Raw genomic sequence first — 16708 nt, forward strand, 5'->3', positions numbered from 1 at the left:
CTGCTACGCCGGGAGCCCTTATCGGCATCTGCCGAAGAAGCCGGACAGCCAAGGAAGCCCAAACTCCGCCGTGAAGCGGACCGGGCCTCGAAAACCGAGGGGTCATCAACAGATGCAAGCGCAGCCTGCTAGGTCTGAGGAGCACAGGCTCGCAGCGCAACTTGTAGCATACGGGGGCAGCCGGACAGGGTCAATGCGCGAAGGCGCACACCCCGGGCGGATCACCGCATATCCGGCACAATTCGTTGGCGGGCGGGCACGGATGGCCCTTCCCCCGCCTGGTTCCGAACTCATTCCGCAGACTACGACGACAGGCCCCATGAACCAAGAGGACTACGCCCCCGAAGAAGGCCACGGAGCCGACGGCGACGCCGGCGACGACGCCGAGGCCACCCGGCGTGACGCCGGCGACGCGGAGAGCAGCCGGGCCAGCCGGGGCTGGTGGGACCGCAACGCCGACGAGTACCAGAGCGAACACGGAGCGTTCCTCGGCGACGACCGCTTCGTCTGGGGTCCGGAGGGCCTGGACGAGGCCGACGCCGCGCTGCTCGGCCCGGCGGACTCCCTGAAGGACAAGGACGTCCTGGAGATCGGCGCCGGGGCCGCCCAGTGCTCGCGCTGGCTGGCCGCCCGGGGCGCCCGCCCGGTGGCGCTGGACCTCTCCCACCGCCAGCTCCAGCACGCCCTGCGCATCGGCGACGACCTCCCCCTGGTGGAAGCCGACGCCGGGCGGCTCCCCTTCCGCGACGCCTCCTTCGACCTGGCCTGTTCCGCGTACGGAGCCGTCCCCTTCGTTGCCGACCCCGTCAACGTCATGCGCGAGGTCCACCGCGTCCTGCGCCCCGGCGGCCGCTGGGTCTTCTCCGTCACCCACCCCGTCCGCTGGGCCTTCCCCGACGAGCCCGGCCCGGAGGGGCTCTCCGTCTCCGCCTCCTACTTCGACCGGACCCCCTACGTCGAACAGGACGAGCAGGGCCGCGCCGTCTACGTGGAGCACCACCGCACCATCGGCGACCGGGTCCGCGACGTGGTCGCGGGCGGGTTCCGCCTGGTCGACCTGGTGGAACCGGAGTGGCCCGCCTGGAACACGCAGGAGTGGGGCGGCTGGTCCCCGCTGCGCGGCAACCTGATCCCCGGCACCGCGATCTTCGTCTGCGAGAGGGACTGACGCCTTGATCCGCCAGGCCGACCTCGACGCCCTACCCGTACGGGAGGCCCTGCCCGCACTGGTCTGCGCGCTGGACGCCCACGGCACGGCGGTGCTCTGCGCCCCGCCCGGCACCGGCAAGACCACGCTGGTGCCGCTGATCCTGGCGGGGCTCGTGGGGTCCGGCGCCCGCCGCCGCGTCCTGGTGGCCGAACCGCGGCGGATCGCCGCCCGCGCGGCCGCACGGCGGATGGCCTGGCTGCTGGGCGAGGCCGTCGGCGAGTCCGTCGGCTTCACGGTGCGCGGCGAGCGGGTGGCCGGGCCGGACACGGTGGTGGAGGTCGTCACCACCGGGGTCCTGCTCCAGCGGCTCCAGCGGGACCAGGAGCTCGCCGGGGTGGACGTCGTGGTCCTGGACGAGTGCCACGAGCGGCACCTCGACGCGGACGCGGCCGCCGCGTTCCTGCTGGACGTGCGGGAGACCCTGCGCCCGGAGCTGCGCCTGGTCGCGGCCTCCGCGACGACCGACGCGGCCGGCTGGGCCCGGCTGCTGGGGCACGCACCGGTGGTGGAGGCCGAGGGCGTCTCGTACCCGGTGGAAGTGGTGTGGGCGCCTCCGGCCCGTCCGGTGCGGCCGCCGCACGGGATGCGCGTGGACCCGGCGCAGCTGACGCACGTGGCTTCGGTGGTGCGGCGGGCGCTGGCGGAACGCGGCGGCGACGTCTTGTGCTTCCTGCCCGGAGTCGGCGAGATCGCCCGGGTCGCGGGACAGCTGGCCGGGGTGGAGGCGGAGGTCCTCCAGGTGCACGGGCGGGCCCCGGCGGCGGTCCAGGACGCGGCGCTGTCCGCTGCCCGGCACCGCAGGGTGATCCTCTCCACGGCGGTGGCGGAGTCGAGCCTGACCGTGCCGGGGGTACGGGTGGTCGTGGACTCGGGACTGGCGCGCGAGCCCCGGGTGGACCACGCCCGGGGGCTGGGTGCGCTGGCGACCGTACGGGCGTCCCGCGCGGCCGGGCGCCAGCGGGCGGGCCGGGCAGGGCGCGAGGCGCCGGGGGCGGTGTACCGGTGCTGGCCGGAGGCCGAGGACGGCCGCCTGCCCGCGTTCCCCTCCCCCGAGATCCGGATCGCCGACCTGGCGCAGTTCGCACTGCAGGCGGCCTGCTGGGGCGACCCGGACGCTTCGGGCCTGGCGCTGCTGGATGCGCCGCCGGCCGGGGCGATGGCCGCGGCGCGGGAGGTCCTGGTCGCGGTCGGCGCGGTGGACGGCGTCGGCCGGCCGACGCCGCGCGGGCTGCGCATGGCCCGGCTGGGTCTGCACCCGCGCCTGGCCCGGGCCCTGCTGGACGGCTCCGCCGTCCTGGGGGCCCGCCGGGCGGCGGAGCTGGTGGCCCTGCTGAGCGAGGAGCCGCCGCGCGAGTACGGGGACGACCTGGCCGGAGCCTGGCGCCGGGCCCGCGCGGGCGGTGACGCGTACACCGCCCGCTGGCGCGCGGAAGCCCGCCGTCTGGAGCGCGCGCTGTCCGGCGACGCGACTGCGCGGGCCGCCGCCGAGGCCTCCGCCGTGCGGAGCCCTTCCTCTGCCCCACCCCTGCCCGAGACCGGGGCTCGCGCCCCCGGCAGCCTCCCGTCGGGCGCCGAGCGCCCGGCCCTTCGGGGCTCCGGGGCGGAGCCCCGGAGAAGGGGCGAAGGGTGGGTGGGGGACTTCCCGGCCGGCGCCGTACCGTCCGACGACCGCGCCGCCGGGCTCGTCGCCGCGCTCGCGTTCCCCGAGCGGGTGGCGAAGGCCAGGGGCGAGGGGGCGTTCCTCATGGCCGGCGGAACCGCGGCCGAGCTCGGCGACGGCTCGCGGCTGCGCAGCGCGCCCTGGCTGGCCGTCGCCGTTGCCGACCGGGGCCCGCATTCCGCGTCCGCCCGGGTCCGGCTCGCCGCCGTCATCGACGAGGACACCGCCCGCGGCGCCGCCGAGCACCTCCTCGTCGCGGGAGTGGAGGTGCACTGGGAGGAAGGCGACGTCGTCGCCCGGGCGGTGGAGCGGCTCGGGGTGATCGAGCTGGTCGCCCGGCCCCTGCGCGACCCCGACCCCGCGCTGGTGCGGGCCGCCCTCCGCGACGGGCTGCGCAGCGAGGGCCTCGGGCTGCTGCGCTGGTCCGTGGACGCGCAGGCGCTGCGGGCCCGCCTCGGCTTCCTGCACCGCACCCTCGGCGGCGCCTGGCCGGACGTCGCGGACGACGACGCCCTGCTGGACCGCGCCGACGACTGGTTGGAGCCCGAGCTGTCGCGGGCCCGGCGCCGCGCCGACCTGGGGCGGATCGATGCCGGGCAGGCGCTGAACCGGCTGCTGCCCTGGGCCACCGGCGAGGCCGCCCGCCTCGACGAGCTGGCGCCGGAGCGGATCGAGGTGCCCAGCGGCTCCCGGATCCGGGTGGACTACGGCGCCGAGCACGGGCAGCCGGTCCTCGCCGTGAAGCTCCAGGAGCTGTTCGGGCTGGCGGAGACGCCGCGGGTGGCCGGGGTGCCCGTCCTCGTCCACCTGCTGTCGCCGGCGGGGCGGCCCGCAGCCGTGACCGCCGACCTGGCCTCCTTCTGGCGGGGCGGCTACCGCGCCGTGCGCGCCGAGCTCCGCGGCCGCTACCCCAAGCACCCCTGGCCGGAGGATCCGGCGACCGCCGAACCCACCCGGCACACCAACGCCCGCCTCAGGCGCTGAGCCCCTCCCCCGCGCCGCCGTCGCGGCGGCCGCGGGCCTCCAGCCACAGTGCCAGCCCGAGCAGCACGAGCCCGCCGGCCGCCAGGCCGAACGGGGCGTACGTGTGCAGCGCGAGGACCTTCGTACGGTTCGACTTGACCAGGTCGACGGTGTGATCGGCGTAGTCCTGGCGCATCTTCACGTGCCCCGCGAAGACGGTGAGCCTGCCGTCGGGCGCACCGGCAGCGATGCCGCCGCGCATCTCCTGCTCGATGACCTGCTCGGCGTTGACGGGCGCCCCGGTGACCGGGTCGACCCAGAACATCGCCTTGACCTGGTACCAGAGGCTGGTGCCGGTGCTCTGTTCGAACGTCGCGGGGTCGATGCCCTCGATCGGCATCTTCTTCGGCAGGGAGACCTTCGTCCACGGCACGGTCTGCTCGTAGTAGTAGACGTCCATCCCCCGGTAGGTGCGCGTGCCGACGTAGTGGATCGGCGAAGAGGTGCGGGTCTGGGCGTCGAAGTAGAGGTAGTCGCGCGGCTCCGTGAAGAAGGGCCACTTGAACTCGATGCCCTCGCGCTTGACCGGGTCCCCGTCGACCATCTCGCCGGTGGCGTGCACCGGATCCTGGGTGTGGGCGTCGAAGATGTAGCGCTCGGGGATCTGGGAGACCATCTTCCCGTCCGGGCCCATGATGTACGAGAGGGTGTCCCAGACGACGACGTCCTTGCCGGCGCTCGCCTCGATCTCCTTCGACGCCTCGACGTTGCCCTTCAGCGTCTGGACGATGGTGACCTTGTCGACCTTCTTCGGCTGCATGCCGGCGGTGTAGTCGAGGAGGGTCGCGTCCTTCGCCTCCAGGACCATCTCCTGGTACTGGTTCGGCGGGATCTTGGCGAGCCGGGGGTACGCGTACCAGCGCAGCAGCGGTGCGAGGGCTGCGCAGAACACCGCCAGGGCCAGCAGGAGGAGGCTCGCTCTGCGTCGCACGGCCGGGCCTCCTCTACTTTCCGGGCGCGGCGGGCGCGGTGGTGAGCAGCGGCTTGGGCGAGGTCTTGCCTTCGGGCACCCCGAACGCCGTGATGGCGAACACGAGGGCCAGCGCGGCAACCAGCCCGATGGCGGCGGCGACGAGTGCGCGCATGCCGGGCCTCCGGAATCTGATGGGGTGTCAGGGCGGAGGCACCGTAGCAACGCGGAGCCGAGATGAGAACCGTTGGACCGGCACCGCCGGACCGCCACGCCCTCCTAAGGGGTGCGGAGGGACGGGCTCGGGCTCGGCTTCGGGGACGCGGTGGAGCTGGCGCTCGCCGTCGGGCTCGGCTTCGGCGTAGGAGTCGCGGTCGGGGTCGGGGTCGCGGTCGGCTTGGGCGTCGACGTCGGGCTCGGGGTCGGCTTGGGCGTCGACGTCGGCGTCGGGCTCGGGGTGGGAGTCGGCGTCGGAATCGGGCTGGGGGTCGGGCTCGGCGTCGGGGTCGGGGTCGGGCTCGGCGTGGGCGTCGGAGTGGGCGTCGGGGTCGGCGTCGGGGTCGGGCTCGGGCTCGGGCTCGGGCTCGGGCTCGGGGTGGGAGTCTGCGTCGGGCTCGGCTTCGGGTCCGGGGTCGGGGTGCCGGTGGCGTTCGGGATCTCGTGCGCGCCCTTCAGGTAGTACGTGAACCAGGACTTCACCGTCCGGAGGTACTCCGCGGACTGGTTGTACGAGAGCACCGCACGGTCCAGATCCGCGGCCAGCCGCAGGTCCCGGGTCCCCGCGCACAGGTAGCGGCCGGCCGCGAGGGCCGCGTCGTACACGTTGTTCGGGTTGCGTCGGCCGTCCCCGTCCGCGTCCTGGCCCCAAGTCGCCCACGTGGACGGGATGAACTGCATGGGCCCGACCGCCCGGTCGTGGGTGGCGTCCCCGTCGTACTGCCCGCCGTCCGTGTCGCGGACGTTCGCGAAGCCGTTCCCGTCGAGCACCGGGCCCAGGATCGGCCGCAGCGTGGTGCCGGCGGCGTCCACGCGCCCGCCGCCCGCCTGCCCGGACTCGACCTTGCCGATCGCCGCGAGGAGTTGCCAGCGCAGTCCGCATCCGGGGTCGGTCCGCCCCACCTGCTGCTCCGCCATCCGGTACGCCGCCAGGACGGTCGCCGGTATGCCCTGCGCACCCTCCCCGCCGCCCATGGCCACGGGTTCGTCGTGCACCGCGGCGTCGACGCCCGGCCCGCCCTGTGCGGCCGTGGTGTCCTGCGGGAGCGCCACCGCCGGGGGTTCGGAGCCGGCCGGGGGCGGGAGTTCCGTGAAGTAGGCGGAATCCCCGCCGGATCCGGCCGGCTGCGACGTCCGTGCGCCGTGCGCGCCGTTCTCGCCGGCCGCGGCCGTCCGCTCCCCGGGCGGGGCTTGGGAACCCGTCACCGCGGCGACCACGGCCGCACAGGTCACGGCGGCGGCTCCGCCCCTGCGCAGCCCGCGTCCGAACCCGGCCGTGAACCATTGCGTCAACCGCGTCGTCTTCCGAACCGACATGAGTCGGGCCCCCTCCCCCTCGACGTCGGCGTGACCATACGTCAGGTCCCTTCACAGTGCACCGATCGCTGCCCGGATTTCACGACTCCCCCACGTTCCGCGCAGGTCACGCATACTGTCCCGACCCGTTCGGGGCGCATTGGCCCGAAGTAAGGAAGAGATGCAATGCCGTTCACCCTCAGCCATGCGGCGGCCGTGCTGCCGGCCGTCCGGCGGGCGGGGCGCGCCCGTGGACCGCTGGTCGCTTCGGCCCTCGTCCTGGGCTCGTTCGCGCCGGACACGTTCTACTTCGCGGACGCGGTCGTCGGGGGCGTCATGCAGTACGGCGGGTTCACCCACTCGCTGCCCGGTGTGTTCACCGCGGACGCGGTGCTGACGGCCGCACTCGCCGCGTTCTGGGTGCTGCTGCGCGAGCCGCTGGTGGCGCTCCTGCCGCGGGTCCGGCAAGGCCGGATCCACACGCTGCTGCGGGGCGAGCCGTGGCGGGGCGGTCGCCGGCCGGTGCGGCTGGCGCTGTGGTTCTACCTGTCGGCGGTCGCCGGCTCCCTGACCCACGTGGTGTGGGACAGCTTCACGCACCTGGACCGGTGGGGGACGAACCTGCTGCCCCGGCTCGGTGAGCCGCTCGCTTTCGGGTACCCCCTGTACACGTTCCTCCAGTACGGGACCTCGGCGCTCGCCGCCGTCGCCCTGCTCTGGTTCACGGTGACGGCCGTACGCCGGCTGCCGGACCGGCCCGCACCCGCGTCCGTCCCGGTCCTCGGCGGGGCCGCGCTGGCCACCTCGTACGCCCTGATCGCGGCATGCGTCGCGGCCGGGGTGACGCTGCGGGTCATCCGCTTCTTCACCTTCTACGACCGGATCAAGAGCCCGCTCGACATCGTCCCGACCGTCTGCTTCGGCGCCGGCGGCGGCCTCGCCGTGGGGCTGCTGCTGTTCGCGGCGCTGGTCCGGCTGCGCCACCGCGGCCCCGGCCGCCCGCAGCCGGGGCCGCAGCCGCAGTTCGAATCCGAGCCGGCCGACGCGCACACGCGGACGCCCGCCCCCGCCGGGTAGCGGGGACGGGCGTCACGGAGCCGGCCCGGCTCCGGCCACGGCATCAGTGCGCGGCGGACTCCCAGTCGGCGCCCACGCCCACCGACACGTCCAGCGGCGCGCGGAGCTCGACGGCGGCGCCCATCTCGCGGCGCACCAGCTCCTCGACCTGCTTCCGCTCGCCCGGGGCGATCTCCAGCACGATTTCGTCGTGGACCTGGAGCAGCATCCGTGACTTCAGGCCGGCCGCGCCGATCGCCTCGTCCACGCGCAGCATGGCGACCTTGACGATGTCGGCGGCGGTGCCCTGGATCGGGGCGTTCAGCGCCATCCGCTCGGCCGCCTCGCGGCGCATCCGGTTGTCGCTGTTGAGGTCGGGCAGGTACCGGCGACGCCCGAAGACCGTCGCCGTGTAGCCGGTGGCCCGGGCCTCGTCGACGACGCGACCCAGGTAGTCCCGGACCCCGCCGAACCGCTCGAAGAAGGTGTCCATCAAGCCCCGCGCCTCGGCGGGCTCGATGTTCAGCTGCTGCGAGAGACCGAACGCGGACAGCCCGTACGCGAGCCCGTACGACATCGCCTTGATCTTGCGCCGCATCTCCGCGTCGACCGCGGAGCGCTCCACGCCGAACACCTGGGAGGCGACGGTGGTGTGCAGGTCCTCCCCGGACAGGAAGGCCTCGATCAGGCCCTCGTCCTCGGACAGGTGCGCCATGACGCGCAGCTCGATCTGGCTGTAGTCGGCGGTCATGAGGGATTCGAAGCCCTCGCCGACGACGAAACCCCGGCGGATGGCGCGGCCCTCGTCGGTGCGCACCGGCACGTTCTGCAGGTTCGGGTCGGTGGAGGACAGCCGTCCGGTCGCGGCGACGGTCTGGCTGAAGCTGGTGTGCACCCGGCCGTCGGCGGCGATCGTCTTGACGAGGCCCTCGACGGTGACGCGCAGCTTGGCCTGTTCCCGGTGCCGCAGCATGATCACCGGCAGTTCGTGGTCGGTCTGCGTGGCCAGCCAGGCCAGCGCGTCCGCGTCCGTGGTGTAGCCGGTCTTCGTCTTCTTCGTCTTCGGCAGGTCCAGCTCGCCGAAGAAGACCTCCTGGAGCTGCTTGGGCGAGCCGAGGTTGAACTCGTGCCCGACCGCCGCGTGCGCCTCCTTCACCGCCTGCTGCACGGCTCCGGCGAACTGCTGCTCCATGGCCTCCAGGTGATCGCGGTCGGCGGCGATGCCGGCCCGCTCCATCCGGGCCAGCAGCTGCGAGGTGGGCAGCTCCATGTCATGGAGCAGCTCGGCGGCGCCGACCTCGGCGAGCTTGCCCGTGAACGCGTCGCCGAGGTCGAGGACGGCGCGGGCCTGCGCCATCAGGGCCTCCGCCTCGGCGGTCTCATCCGCGCCGAACGCCAGCTGGCCGTCGGCGGCTGCGGGCTGCAGCTCGCGGTGCAGGTACTCGTTGGACAGCACGTCCAACGCGAAGGAGCGGCGGCCCGGCTTGACCAGGTACGCGGCCAGCGCGGTGTCCATGGTGACGCCGGCCAGGGTCCAACCGTGCTCGGGGAAGACGCGCATCAGGCCCTTGGCGTTGTGCACCACCTTCGGCTTCGCCGCATCGGCGGCCCACGCCGCGAACGCCCGCTCATCGGCCTCGTCCAGCGCGGACGGCTCGAACCAGGCGGCGGCGCCACCGGCCGCGGCCAGCGCGATCTCGGCGACATTGCCCTGGCCCAGCGCCCAGCTGTCCACGGTGGAGACGCCGAGCGGCCCGCCCGCATGGCTCGCCAGCCACGGCGCCAGCTCGCCCGCACCCAGCACGCTCGCGTCGAGCTCCACCCCCGCGGCCGGAGCCGGAGCCTCCTCCTCGGCCGCGCCCGGGTCCACCGCCAGCAGCCGCTCGCGCAGCGAGGCGTTGCGGATCTCCAGCACGTCCAGCACGCCGGTCACCGCGGAGCGGTCGTACGGGGCGCGGGCCAGGTCGGCCGGCGTCTTGGGCAGCTCCACGTCCTTGACCATCTCGGTCAGGACCCGGTTGAGCTTCACGGCCTCCAAGTGGTCCCGGAAGTTCTGCCCGGCCTTGCCCTTGACCTCCTCGGCGCGCTCCACGAGTTGCGCGAACGACCCGAACTGGGTGATCCACTTCGCGGCGGTCTTCTCACCGACACCGGGGATGCCCGGCAGGTTGTCGGACGGATCGCCGCGCAGCGCCGCGAAGTCCGGGTACTGCTGCGGGGTCAGCCCGTACTTCTCCTCCACCTTCTCCGGAGTGAACCGGGTCAGCTCGGAGACGCCCTTCGTCGGGTACAGCACGGTGGTGTGCTCGGACACCAGCTGGAAGGAGTCCCGGTCACCGGTGACGATCAGCACCTCGAAGCCGAGCGCCTCCGCCTGCGTCGCCAGCGTGGCGATCACGTCGTCGGCCTCGAAGCCGTCGACCGCGAACCGCGGCACGCTCATCGCGTCGAGGAGCTCACCGATCAGCTCGACCTGCCCCTTGAACTCGTCCGGGGTCTTGGACCGGTTCGCCTTGTACTCGGGGAACTCCGTCGAACGCCACGTCTTGCGCGAGACGTCGAACGCCACCGCGAAGTGCGTGGGCGCCTCGTCGCGCAGCGTGTTCGCCAGCATCGACGCGAAGCCGTAGATGGCGTTCGTCGGCTGGCCGGTCGCGGTCGTGAAGTTCTCCGCGGGCAGCGCGAAGAACGCCCGGTACGCCAGGGAGTGCCCGTCCATGAGCATCAGGCGGGGGCGGTCCGCTGCGGTCGTCTGGTCGGTCTTCTTCGATGCGTTCTCTGCCACGCACCCGATCCTAGGCGGCCCCAGTGACAATTCCGGCGTCGGTGATGTCCACGAGGCATGACAGGATCGGACGCCTACCCGGATACGCGCAGCCGCCGCGCTGCGATGCTCGACTGCTCAAAGGGGAGCGACATGGCCACCAAGCCGCCCGCAGGTGATCCCGCACAGGACGCGCCGCAGGTCGCGCCCCCCCAGCACGCCGCCGCCGGCCTGCCCGCGATCGGGCACACCCTGCGCATAGCCCAGCAGCAGATGGGCGTCGCCCGTACCGCGCGCACCCTGCTCAAGGTCAACCAGAAGAACGGCTTCGACTGCCCGGGCTGCGCCTGGCCCGAGGGTGACGAGCGGCACACCGCCGAGTTCTGCGAGAACGGTGCCAAGGCCGTCGCCGAAGAGGCCACGCTGCGCCGGGTCACCCCGGACTTCTTCGCGGAGCACTCCCTGGCCGACCTCGCCGGGCGCTCCGGCTACTGGCTGGGCCAGCAGGGCCGCATCACCGAGCCGATGTACCTGCCGGAGGGCGCCGACCGGTACGAGGCCGTCTCCTGGGAGCGGGCCTTCGAGATCATCGCCGAGGAACTGACCGCCCTCGGCTCCCCCGACGAGGCCCTCTTCTACACCTCGGGCCGCACCAGCAACGAGGCCGCGTTCCTCTTCCAGCTGTTCGCCCGCGAGTTCGGCACCAACAACCTGCCCGACTGCTCCAACATGTGCCACGAGTCCTCGGGATCCGCCCTGACCGAGACCATCGGCATCGGCAAGGGCAGCGTCTCCCTCGAAGACCTCCACCAGGCCGACCTGATCATCGTCGCCGGACAGAACCCGGGCACCAACCACCCTCGCATGCTCTCCGCCCTGGAGAAGGCCAAGTCCGCCGGCGCAAAGATCATCTCGGTGAACCCGCTGCCCGAGGCCGGCCTGGAACGGTTCAAGAACCCCCAGAACCCCTTCGGCATGCTCAAGGGCACCGCCCTCACCGACCTCTTCCTGCAGATCCGCATCGGCGGCGACCAGGCCCTCTTCCGCCTCCTCAACAAGCTCGTCATAGAGACGGAGGGCGCCACCGACGGCGCCTTCATCCGCGAGCACACCCACGGCTACGAGGACCTCGCGGCCGCCGCCGAGAACGCCGACTGGGCCGAGACCCTCACCGCCACCGGCCTGACCCGGCCCGAGATCGAGCAGGCGCTGGCCATGATCTTGGCCTCGGAGCGCACCATCGTCTGCTGGGCCATGGGCCTCACCCAGCACAAGCACTCCGTCGCCACCATCCGCGAGGTCGTCAACCTCCTGCTGCTGCGCGGCAACATCGGCCGCCCCGGCGCCGGCGTCTGCCCCGTCCGCGGCCACTCCAACGTCCAGGGCGACCGCACCATGGGCATCTTCGAACGCCCCGCGCCCGCGTTCCTCGACGCCCTCGACAAGGAATTCGCCATCACCTCGCCGCGCGGCCACGGCTACGACGTGGTCCGCTCCATCGAGGCCCTGCGCGACGGCGACGCCAAGGTCCTCTTCGCGATGGGCGGCAACTTCGTCGGCGCCACCCCCGACACCGACGTCACCGAGGCCGCGATCCGCCGCGCCTCCCTGACCGTCCACGTCTCCACCAAGCTCAACCGCTCCCACGCGGTCACCGGCCGGCGCGCCCTGATCCTGCCCACCCTCGGCCGCACCGACAAGGACGTACAGGCGAGCGGCAAGCAGTTCGTCACCGTCGAGGACTCCATGGGCATGGTCCACGCCTCCCGCGGCAACCTCGCCCCCGCCTCCCCGCACCTGCTCTCCGAGCCCGCGATCGTCGCCCGCATGGCCCGCGCCGTCCTCGGCGCCGCCTCCGCCACCCCGTGGGAGGACTTCGAGCAGGACTACGCCGCCATCCGCGACCGGATCGCCCGCGTGATCCCCGGCTTCGAGGACTTCAACGCCCGCGCCGCCCGCCCCGAGGGCTTCCGCCTCCCGCACGCCCCCCGCGACGAACGCCGCTTCCCCACCAAGACCGGCAAGGCCAACTTCACCGCCGCGCCCGTCGAGTACCCCACCATCCCCGAGGGCCGGCTGCTGCTGCAGACCATGCGCAGCCACGACCAGTACAACACCACCATCTACGGCCTCGACGACCGCTACCGCGGGATCACCGGCGGCCGTCGCGTCGTCATGGTCCACCCCGAGGACGCCGCGCAGCTCGGGCTCGCGGACGGCTCGTACACGGACCTCGTCAGCGAGTGGAAGGACGGCGTCGAGCGGCGCGCGCCCGGCTTCCGCGTCGTGCACTACCCGACCGCCCGGGGCTGCGCGGCCGCCTACTACCCCGAGACGAACGTGCTGGTCCCGCTCGACTCCACCGCGGACACCAGCAATACCCCCGCGAGCAAGTCCGTCGTCGTGCGCTTCGAACCGGCCTGATAGAACGACTCCAGGACAAGATGGTTAACGATCGTTGACGAACGGAGCCCGCCCATGGGTGAGCAGCACGCTGTGAAGTTCCCGCAGGAGGTCCTCGACGAGTACGCGGCCCTGGGCATCGACCTGCCCGCGCTGTTCTCGGCAGGCGACCTGGGCCAGCGGATGGACATCCGCATCCTCGAAGCCTCGGCCGAGCGGGTCGTCGGCACCATGCCGGTCAAGGGCAACACCCAGCCGTACGGGCTGCTGCACGGCGGGGCCTCCGCCGTACTGGCCGAGACCCTCGGCTCGGTCGGAGCGATGATGCACGGCGGCATCACCAAGGTCGCCGTCGGCGTGGACCTGAACTGCACCCACCACCGGGGCGTCCGCTCCGGCACGGTCACCGGCGTCGCCACCCCCGTGCACCGCGGCCGCTCCACCACCACCTTCGAGATCGTGATCAGCGACGAGGAGGGCCGGCGGGTGTGCAGCGCCCGGCTGACCTGCCTGCTGCGCGACGCGGACCCCGCCGCCGCCGGGGCCTGACCCGCCCGCCACGAGCCCGCAGGCCCGGATCCCGCCCCGCAGAGGGCCCGGATCCGGGCCTGCGGCACGTACGGGCCGGCCATGGAGCGCGTACGGGCCTACCCTGCGGCGCGCACGGACCGGCCCCTGCGGCGGGGCGGGAACCGGGCTGCGACGCATGCGCACCGACCCCGTGGCCCGTCCCGGCCGGCCCGTGAGGCGTAGACGAGCCGCCACCCGGGTAGGTACAGGAACCGCCCGCGACGGCCTGCGGCGCGTACGGGCCGGCCCGTACGGGCGCCCCGCCCACCTCCTGCGGCCCCGCAACCGCCCGGAATCCGCCAGTCCGCGACTGCCGCCGCAACGACTGTTGTGTCACCGAAGGTGACGGCCTACCGTCCCCTCATGGGGACCCAGCCACGCATCGCGGCCCGGTACGGCGTCACCGCACTCTTCACTGCGCTCGCCCTGTCCGGATGCTCCACATCCGCACCACCCGCCCCGCAGACCCCGTCAACGCCCGTTTCCAGCCCTTCCTCGCCCGCACAGATCTGCACAAGTCTGGTGTCCTACTGGGCGAAAGAGACCCTCAAGGGCAGCAAGTGGGCCGGGCTGGACTGGGAGCAGAAGGGCCTGTCCAACGATCAGTACGCGATCCACGAGGAGGCGGTCGCCGCAGGCCGCACCGAAGAGCGAACTGCCGGTCTGGACAAGGCACTTGAGCTGATCGACCGGTTCGTGGCGCAGCGCTGCGCCGAGCAGAACGGGGCCACCTGGAGCTCCGAGAACTGGCGACCCCCGAGCCCGGACGGGTGACCGGAATCCCGCGCACGCTGTCCGGCTTCCGGGCACCCGGCGGTGATCGGCCCATCCGCAGGTCGCAGGCCCTTCGGAACCCGGGACCAAGGTCGATCCCCTCGAAGTGGATCAAGGGGAAAAATTACCCTCAGTAATGCCGACGCCCCACAGAATCCCCTTTTTCCCCGGCGGAATGCAACCCGCCGGATTCTTTCGGACACAGCCAGCGACCTTCTGCCCGTTTTGATCAATGACAGGAGCATGAGGCCCTCAAGCCCCTTAGAGGAACGGGGAATTCTCACGATGCGGACAATCATCGAAGTCGCCAAACGCCCGATCTGTCCGTACTCCCGCCACACATTCTTGGCCTCGGCATAACAAGACAGTCACATCCTCCTTTCCCTGCTCCCCGCACTCGCCACCTCGGCCTAGAGTCACGGCCAGTCACCGCGCCGCAGGGCGCGACCAGCACGGCCGTGAACATCCCAGTGCGGCCCGGCGACCCAACGGCACCTCATTTGAGGGGGCCGCGCCAGGGAAAGGAAGAATCGTGCGACACCGTTCTCTGCTCGTCCTCACCACCGTGATCACCACGGGAGCACTGACCCTCACCGCTTGCGGTTCGCGCGACGAGGCGAAGGGCGGGGACAAGGCCGACGGCTCCAAGACCGTCGTCGTCATCGGCGTGGACGCCCCCCTTACCGGCTCGCTCTCCGCGCTCGGCCAGGGCATCAAGAACTCCGTCGACCTCGCGGCCAAGACGGCCAACAAGAACAACGAGGTCCCGGGCATCGAGTTCAAGGTCGAAGCCCTCGACGACCAGGCGGTCCCGGCCTCCGGCCAGGCCAACGCCACCAAGCTCGTCGGCAACAAGGACGTCATCGGCGTCGTCGGCCCCCTGAACTCCGGCGTCGCCCAGTCCATGCAGGGCGTCTTCGGCTCCGCCAACCTGGCGCAGGTCTCCCCCGCCAACACCAACCCCTCGCTCAGCCAGGGCGACAACTGGGGCAAGGGCGAGTTCAAGCGCCCCTTCAAGACCTACTTCCGCACCGCCGCCACCGACGTGGTCCAGGGCAAGTTCGCCGCCCAGTACCTCTTCAAGGACGCCGGCAAGAAGAAGGTCTTCGTCGTCGACGACAAGCAGACCTACGGCGCCGGCCTCGCCGCGATCTTCTCCGACGAGTTCAAGAAGCTCGGCGGCGAGGTCGTCGGCACCGACCACGTCACCGTGAAGGAGACCGACTTCTCCTCCACCGCCGACAAGGTCAAGTCCTCCGGCGCCGACTCCGTCTACTTCGGCGGCCAGTACCCCGAGGGCGGCCTCCTCGCCGACCAGGTCAAGAAGACCGGCGCCAACATCCCGCTCATGGGCGGCGACGGCATCCAGGACCCCGCCTTCATCACCGCTTCCGGCGAGGCCAACGAGGGCGACCTCTCCACCTCCATCGGCTACCCGGTCGAGAAGCTCCCCACCGCCAAGACCTTCATCGCCGACTACCAGGCCGCCGGCTACAAGGACCCCTACGCGGCTTACGGCGGCTACTCCTACGACGCCGGCTGGTCCGTCATCCAGGCCGTCAAGGCCGTCGTCGCCGCCAACAGCGGCAAGCTGCCCACCGACGCCCGCGCCAAGGTCGTCGAGGCCCTCAGCAAGGTCTCCTTCGAAGGCGTGACCGGCAAGGTCGCCTTCGACGAGTACGGCGACACCACCAACAAGCAGCTCACGGTCTACAAGGTCGAGGGCGGCAAGTGGGTCGACGTCAAGAGCGACACCTTCAACCAGTAGTCACCCCGCACCACCCGAAGTCCCAGGCCCCGGCCTGATCCTCCCCAAATGAACCACGCCGCGCGAGGGCGCAAACAGCGCCCTCGCGCGGACTCATATCCGACACGCACATCGGAGGCCCTGCGGTGCACGAACTGCCGCAACAGCTGGCCAACGGCCTTGCCCTCGGTGCCCTCTATGGCCTCATAGCCATCGGGTACACCATGGTCTACGGCATCGTCCAGCTCATCAACTTCGCCCACGGCGAGATCTTCATGATCGGCGGCTTCGGCGCCGTCACCACCTACGCCGCCCTCCCAAGCGGCACCTCCCTGCTGGTGGCGATACCGCTCATGATCATCGGTGGCGCGATCGCCTCCGTAGCCGTCGCAACCGCGGCGGAACGCTTCGCGTACCGCCCCCTTCGCAGCGCCCCCCGACTCGCACCGCTCATCACCGCGATCGGCCTCTCCATCGTCCTTCAGCAGCTCGTCTGGGGCTTCTACCCCGACGCCAAGAAGGCCGTCAGCTTCCCCGAATTCACCGGCGAAGCCTTCAAGATCACCTCAAGCCTCTCCATCCAGCGTTCCGACGCCTTCGTCCTCATCCTCGCCCCCCTCTGCATGCTCGCCCTCGGCGCCTTCGTCCAGAAGAGCCGCAGCGGCCGCGCCATGCAGGCCACCGCGCAGGACCCGGACACCGCGAAGCTGATGGGCATCAACACCGACCGCATCATCGTCATGGCCTTCGCCATCGGTGCCGCGTTTGCCGCCGTCGCCGCCGTCGCCTACGGCCTCGACAAGGGCCAGATCAACTTCGAAATGGGCTTCATCCTCGGCCTCAAGGCGTTCACCGCAGCCGTCCTCGGCGGCATCGGCAACATCTACGGCGCCATGGTCGGCGGCGTGGTCCTCGGCCTCGCCGAGGCCCTCTCCATCGCCTACATCGAAGACATCCCGGGCATGCAGCAGCTCGGCGGCGGAGCCTGGTCCAACGTCTGGGCCTTCGTACTCCTCATCGTCGTCCTGCTCGTGCGGCCACAAGGCCTCCTCGGCCAGCGCGTCGCGGATAGGGCGTGA

Annotated in this window: 12 protein-coding genes; 8 read left to right on the plus strand and 4 right to left on the minus strand. The window is 72.1% G+C overall.

What is annotated here, in order from left to right:
• Positions 1 to 319: 319 nt before the first annotated feature.
• Together OHA65_RS10705 and OHA65_RS10710 are read left to right on the plus strand one after the other, a co-directional pair.
• Entirely contained in the window at positions 320 to 1168 is an 849-nt protein-coding gene (locus tag OHA65_RS10705; protein WP_327282894.1) for a class I SAM-dependent methyltransferase, read from the plus strand.
• 4 nt (positions 1169 to 1172) lie between these two features.
• Positions 1173 to 3854, plus strand: a complete 2682-nt coding sequence (locus OHA65_RS10710; RefSeq protein ID WP_329313200.1) for an ATP-dependent helicase C-terminal domain-containing protein — start codon at positions 1173 to 1175, stop codon at positions 3852 to 3854.
• On the opposite strand, the gene OHA65_RS10715 is transcribed toward OHA65_RS10710, so the two are convergent.
• From OHA65_RS10715 to OHA65_RS10725, 3 genes are all read right to left on the minus strand, one after another.
• Positions 3844 to 4824: a DUF3068 domain-containing protein gene (locus OHA65_RS10715; RefSeq protein WP_327282896.1), complete on the minus strand. Its 981-nt coding sequence runs from the start codon at positions 4822 to 4824 to the stop codon at positions 3844 to 3846. The genes OHA65_RS10710 and OHA65_RS10715 overlap by 11 nt on opposite strands.
• A gap of 13 nt (positions 4825 to 4837) precedes the next feature.
• Positions 4838 to 4978 carry an SPW_0924 family protein gene (locus OHA65_RS10720; protein ID WP_327282897.1) on the minus strand — a complete coding sequence of 47 codons (141 nt, stop codon included), beginning with the start codon at positions 4976 to 4978 and terminating at the stop codon, positions 4838 to 4840.
• Positions 4979 to 5082: 104 nt separating this feature from the next.
• A complete protein-coding gene (locus tag OHA65_RS10725) occupies positions 5083 to 6336 on the minus strand; it encodes a lytic transglycosylase domain-containing protein (protein WP_329313202.1) in 1254 nt (417 codons plus the stop codon).
• Positions 6337 to 6501: 165 nt separating this feature from the next.
• Between OHA65_RS10725 and OHA65_RS10730 the strand changes: the two genes are divergently transcribed.
• A complete protein-coding gene (locus OHA65_RS10730) occupies positions 6502 to 7392 on the plus strand; it encodes a DUF4184 family protein (protein ID WP_328762401.1) in 891 nt (296 codons plus the stop codon).
• Between the two features lie 43 nt (positions 7393 to 7435).
• On the opposite strand, the gene polA is transcribed toward OHA65_RS10730, so the two are convergent.
• The gene (gene polA, locus OHA65_RS10735) at positions 7436 to 10156 is read right to left on the minus strand and encodes a DNA polymerase I (RefSeq protein WP_327282900.1); all 2721 of its coding nucleotides are present in this window, start codon (positions 10154 to 10156) and stop codon (positions 7436 to 7438) included.
• Between the two features lie 132 nt (positions 10157 to 10288).
• Here polA and OHA65_RS10740 point away from each other — a divergent pair, with 132 nt between their 5' ends.
• The 5 genes from OHA65_RS10740 to OHA65_RS10760 all read left to right on the plus strand — a co-directional run bounded on the left by OHA65_RS10740 (position 10289) and on the right by OHA65_RS10760 (position 16708).
• A complete protein-coding gene (locus OHA65_RS10740) occupies positions 10289 to 12559 on the plus strand; it encodes an FdhF/YdeP family oxidoreductase (RefSeq protein ID WP_327282901.1) in 2271 nt (756 codons plus the stop codon).
• 54 nt (positions 12560 to 12613) lie between these two features.
• Complete coding sequence (locus OHA65_RS10745) at positions 12614 to 13087, plus strand: hotdog fold thioesterase (protein ID WP_327282902.1); 474 nt, start codon at positions 12614 to 12616, stop codon at positions 13085 to 13087.
• Between the two features lie 384 nt (positions 13088 to 13471).
• Positions 13472 to 13882, plus strand: a complete 411-nt coding sequence (locus tag OHA65_RS10750) for a hypothetical protein (protein WP_327282903.1) — start codon at positions 13472 to 13474, stop codon at positions 13880 to 13882.
• 532 nt (positions 13883 to 14414) lie between these two features.
• A complete protein-coding gene (locus tag OHA65_RS10755) occupies positions 14415 to 15650 on the plus strand; it encodes a branched-chain amino acid ABC transporter substrate-binding protein (RefSeq protein ID WP_327282904.1) in 1236 nt (411 codons plus the stop codon).
• Positions 15651 to 15775: 125 nt separating this feature from the next.
• Positions 15776 to 16708: a branched-chain amino acid ABC transporter permease gene (locus tag OHA65_RS10760; protein WP_327282905.1), complete on the plus strand. Its 933-nt coding sequence runs from the start codon at positions 15776 to 15778 to the stop codon at positions 16706 to 16708.

It is taken from the genome of Streptomyces sp. NBC_00045 (genome assembly GCF_045041095.1).
Lineage (GTDB): Bacteria > Actinomycetota > Actinomycetes > Streptomycetales > Streptomycetaceae > Streptomyces.